We start from the raw sequence: 4,727 nt of genomic DNA on the forward strand, positions 1-4,727 counted from the left end.
GCCTCCATCAACGCCAGTGCCGACCACTCGGGCTGGCGAAATGGCGCCCCCCGCCGTGCCAGCTCACGCCCCATGCCACCGTCCAGTACCCACAATGCCTGTGTTTCCATCTGTCCTGTCTCTTTGTTGTTGTGTTTGTCTGCATGTTGCATCTGCTGCTGTTCTCCTGACCGGCGTGGTAGTTCCTCGCCTTGCCCCTTCAGGATGAACGGCCAAATCAGCCATAAAAACATATGGATGTTTAGATGGCCAAATAAAGATAAAACAAAGCAGAGCCGACGGCAATCGGTATCACCGGAAATCCGCAGACAACAGAGACGGGAAAACAGCGCAGGAGGTAGCAGGCAGAAAAACGTGAGGCCACCCAGGGGTGGCCTCACTGCAACAGTGATGAACAGGTGGCTTAACGCCCTGCCAGCACGCGTTTTATCTGCTTGGTCCAGTCGGAAACCAGGCCCTGCTGGGGCAGTCCCTTCCAGATCTGCTCCCACTGAGCCGGGCTCAGAGGACGACCCAGTCGACGCTGCACCCCGGCATAGAGATAGTCGTGGGCCGTGGTGGCAGCATGGGCGGAAGTGAGGAACTTGGAGACAGGATCGGTCAGCCGCACATCCCGCATGCCGAGCAGCGGATAGTCGTTGTGTACCGCCGCCAGCATGGTCTCGCGCATGGCCGATTCGATGTAACCGCGGGCAAACAGGGCGGTCACCGACTCCAGCGATCCCTGATCCGGGCCGTGATACTCTTCATCGAATACCGGGCTCGGCTCTGCCACGGCACTTTGCACCACGGCATCGGGATCCGGTTGCGGCACCACCACCGCCTTGGGGGCAGCAGGCTTGGCAACGGCAGTGACCTTGCGGGGCGCGCTCTGGCTGCAAGCGCCCAGCGCAAGGGCGAGCGCCACACAGGCTAGCGCACGGGAATGAGACTGCATCTTCATGACTCCTTGATAGCTCCTTTACGATTCCTGAGCAGGTTTCTCGGTCAACACGGGTTCCACCCGGGTGACCAGCAGTTGGTCAATCTTGTAACTGTCGATGTCGACGACTTCGAACTTGTAGCCCGCGTATTTCACCGAGTCGGTACGTTTGGGGATCTTGCGCAGCATGAACATGATGAAACCGGCGATGGTCTCGTAGTTCTGGCTATCCGGAAACGCCTCTATGTCGAAGGCACGCATCACGTCGGAGATGGGGGTCACCCCGTCCACCAGCCAGGAGTTTTCGTCCCGCTGTACTATCTGCTCTTCCACCACGTGGGTAGCCCACTCGCCCATGACGGTACTCATGAGGTCATTCATGGTGACGATTCCCACCACCAGGGCGTACTCGTTCATCACCACGGCGAAATCGCCCCTGTGGTTCTTGAAGTACTCCATCGCCTCGTAGAGGTTGAGGGTGTCGGGAATGATGATGACGTTCTGCACCAATGAGCCGCTGTTGAGATCGATGCTCTGGCCGCTGATGACACGGATCAGCAGCTCTTTCGCATCGACGAAGCCCTTGATGCTGTCGAGGTTGTGATCGCACACCAGAAACTTGTTGTGCGGGTGCTCTGCGATCTTGGCCTTGATACTCTCCTCACCCTCTTGCAGGGTGAAGTAAATCAGGCTCTCGCGGGCCGTCATGGCGGAGGTCACACCAAGGGACTGCAACTCGAACACGTTCTCGATGAGCTGATGCTCTTCACGCTGGATGACACCGGCCTCAGCGCCCGCATCCATCACCGCATAGATGTCGTCAGAGGTGATCTCGTCGTTGCGTATCATGGAAACCCGCAGCAGACGGAACAACCCATTCGCCATGCCATTGAAGAACCACACCAGCGGCATCAGCAGCGTCACGCACAGCAGCATGGGGCGTACCACCACCACAGCGACCCGCTCCGGCATGGTCATGGCCAGACGTTTGGGCATCAAGTCGGCGAGCAGGATGAACATGCCGGTGACGAACACGAAAGAAGCGGTGGAACTTATCTCGCTGAGCCAGGGGCCCTGATAGAAGCCGGAGATGAGCCCCTTGATGGCAGGATTGAGGGCAGACTCACCCAGGATACCGCCCAGGATGGCGACAGTATTGAGGCCAATTTGCACCACGGTAAAGAAATTACCCGGCTGGGCCTGCAGCGCCAGCACCTTGGCGGCATGGCGGTTTCCCTCATCGGCCATCACCTGCAACTTGATCTTGCGGGAGGCGGCAAGGGATATCTCGGAAAGAGAGAAGAACACGCTGCTGGCAACCAGCAACATCAGAAGAAATATACTATCGGCAAAACTCATGATTAACCTATTGCTACACCCGCCTTAGCACAAGACGGAAAACTGGGCCTGGGAGACCAGACCGTGAGTCCATCCGAGACTCACACAGGGGGCACATTCTAGCAGAAAAGCGCCTGTTGGGTGGCGATATCTTACTCTGGCGCTCAGTGCAACAAAAAAGGCGCCCAAAGCGCCTTTTTATTCATTTTACGGTCAGTGCTTGCCAAGCAGCTCATTGAGCTCGTCCGCCTTGGTATGGCGCACGTCCTTGCCCTTGACGTAATAGACGATGTATTCGCAGATGTGCTGACAGCGATCGCCGACCCGCTCGATGGCCCGCGCCGCCCACAGCACGTTCAGTACCTGGGGTATGGTGCGCGGATCTTCCATCATGTAGGTCATCAGCTCGCGAATGATGGACTCGTACTCCCGATCCACCTTGTCATCTTCTTTGTAAACGGCGATGGCCGCCTCCAGATCCATGCGGGCAAAGGCGTCGAGCACGTCATGCAGCATCTTGATGGTGCGTCGACCCATGTTCTCTAGCGATACCAAAGGCGGCTGCGGCTTGTTGGCGTTGTCGGTCAGCATGCGGGCAATCTTGTCCGCCACGTCGCCGATGCGCTCCAGATCCGTGATGGTCTTGATGATGGCCATCACCAGGCGCAGGTCGGACGCGGTGGGCTGACGTTTGGCGATGATGCGGGTGCACTCCTCGTCGATCGCCACTTCCATAGCGTTGACCTTGTGGTCGTTGGCCACTATCTTGCGCGCCGCATCCAGATCCTGATCGTGGATGGCCGCGATGGCGTCGGTCAGTTGCTGCTCCACCAGACCGCCCATCACCAGCACCTGATTGCGCACGCTCTCTAGCTCGGCATTGAACTGACCGGAGATGTGTTTATTGAGGTTCATATTGTCCATACAAATAATCCTTGATGCTCCGATTATGCCTTAGCCGTTGAACTGACCGGTAATCTGTTTATTGATGCTCATCTTGTTCATACCCATGATCCTTGTTGCACCAACCATGCCTCAGCCGTTGAACTGACCGGTAATCTGCTTATTGATGCTCATCTTGTTCATATCAATAAGATCCTTGTTGCACCAACCATGCCTTAGCCGTAACGACCTGTGATGTAATCTTCGGTCTTTTTCTTGGCCGGGGTGGTGAAGATGGTGTTGGTGTTCGAGTACTCGATGAGCTCGCCCATGTACATGAAGGCAGTCTGATCCGACACCCGCGCCGCCTGTTGCATGTTGTGGGTCACGATCACCACGGTGAACTGGCTCTTGAGCTCGTTGATCAGCTCCTCGATGGTGAGGGTCGAAATCGGATCCAGCGCAGAGGTGGGTTCATCGAGCAGCAGCACTTCCGGTTCGATGGCGATGGCCCGGGCGATCACCAGACGCTGCTGCTGGCCACCGGAGAGACCGAAGGCATTGTCGTGCAGACGATCCTTCACCTCGTCCCACAGCGCAGCACCGCGCAGGGAGCGCTCGGCCGCCTCATCCAGGGTGCGTCTGTCGTTGATGCCCTGCAGGCGCAGGCCGTAGATCACGTTCTCGTAGATGGACTTGGGGAAAGGGTTCGGACGCTGGAACACCATGCCCACCTGACGACGCAGGGCAGAAACATCCACTCCCTTGTCGTAGATGTTGTGGCCGTGCAACTGGATCTCCCCCTCGATGCGGCAGATCTCCACCAGATCGTTCATCCGGTTGATACAGCGCAGCAGGGTCGATTTACCACAACCGGATGGACCGATAAACGCGGTCACCTGCCCTTTCGGGATCTTCATGTTGACGTTGAACAGCGCCTGTTTGTTGCCGTAGTACAGGTTAAGATCCTTCACCTCCAGCGCGGTCTGCTCCGGGCTCAGGTTGAGCAGATCCAGCGCTGTGTGCTGGGTGGACGTGGTCGTTACGTTGATCATCTGTTACCTCAAATCAGTCGGTGGCGGCGGGCATCTTGATGCGCCAGCGGCCGGAACACTTGACTGGCAAGGGGGGAAACCCGTCCCTTGCCTCACATCAGTCTGGGGTGGCTGGATTCATGTTCCAGCGACCGGGATTTCTCACGCAGTGGTTACGAATGGCTGTGATGTCGGTCAGGTTCATGCTGTTCATCCATTGTCTCAACATCCGTCCGGGCAGCCACATCAATGTTCCAAAGAGCGGAATTTTTCACGCAAGTGGTTACGAATACCGATGGCAGTCAGGTTGAGGCCAACGATCACCGTCACCAGCAGGAAGGCGGTGGCGTAGACCAACGGGCGCGCCGCCTCGACGTTGGGACTCTGAAACCCGACATCATAGATGTGGAAGCCCAGGTGCATGAACTTGCGCTCCACGTGCAGGAACGGGAAGTTGCCATCCATAGGCAGGGTCGGCGCCAGTTTCACCACCCCCACCAGCATCAGCGGCGCCACTTCACCGGCAGCACGGGCAATCGCCAGAATAAGGC

At 57.5% G+C, this 4,727-nt stretch carries 4 protein-coding genes and 2 pseudogenes; all 6 read right to left on the reverse strand.

All coding sequences use genetic code 11. The features are described from left to right. A pseudogene (locus tag AAC083_RS22735) lies at nt 1-110 on the reverse strand (homocysteine S-methyltransferase family protein); the annotation flags it as partial. 293 nt (nt 111-403) lie between these two features. Further along, entirely contained in the window at nt 404-943 is a 540-nt protein-coding gene (locus AAC083_RS01380; protein WP_181364881.1) for a hypothetical protein, read from the reverse strand. A gap of 18 nt (nt 944-961) precedes the next feature. Further along, entirely contained in the window at nt 962-2,281 is a 1,320-nt protein-coding gene (locus tag AAC083_RS01385; RefSeq protein WP_108537872.1) for a hemolysin family protein, read from the reverse strand. A gap of 192 nt (nt 2,282-2,473) precedes the next feature. Next, nucleotides 2,474-3,184 (reverse strand): phosphate signaling complex protein PhoU, encoded by a 711-nt coding sequence (phoU, locus tag AAC083_RS01390; protein ID WP_042036494.1) that lies wholly within the window; start codon nt 3,182-3,184, stop codon nt 2,474-2,476. Between the two features lie 194 nt (nt 3,185-3,378). Beyond that, nucleotides 3,379-4,197 carry a phosphate ABC transporter ATP-binding protein PstB gene (gene pstB / locus AAC083_RS01395; protein ID WP_042036492.1) on the reverse strand — a complete coding sequence of 273 codons (819 nt, stop codon included), beginning with the start codon at nt 4,195-4,197 and terminating at the stop codon, nt 3,379-3,381. 225 nt (nt 4,198-4,422) lie between these two features. After that, a pseudogene (locus AAC083_RS01400) lies at nt 4,423-4,727 on the reverse strand (phosphate ABC transporter permease PstA); the annotation flags it as partial.

Source organism: Aeromonas sp. HMWF014 (assembly GCF_963878295.1).
Taxonomy (GTDB): domain Bacteria; phylum Pseudomonadota; class Gammaproteobacteria; order Enterobacterales; family Aeromonadaceae; genus Aeromonas; species Aeromonas popoffii.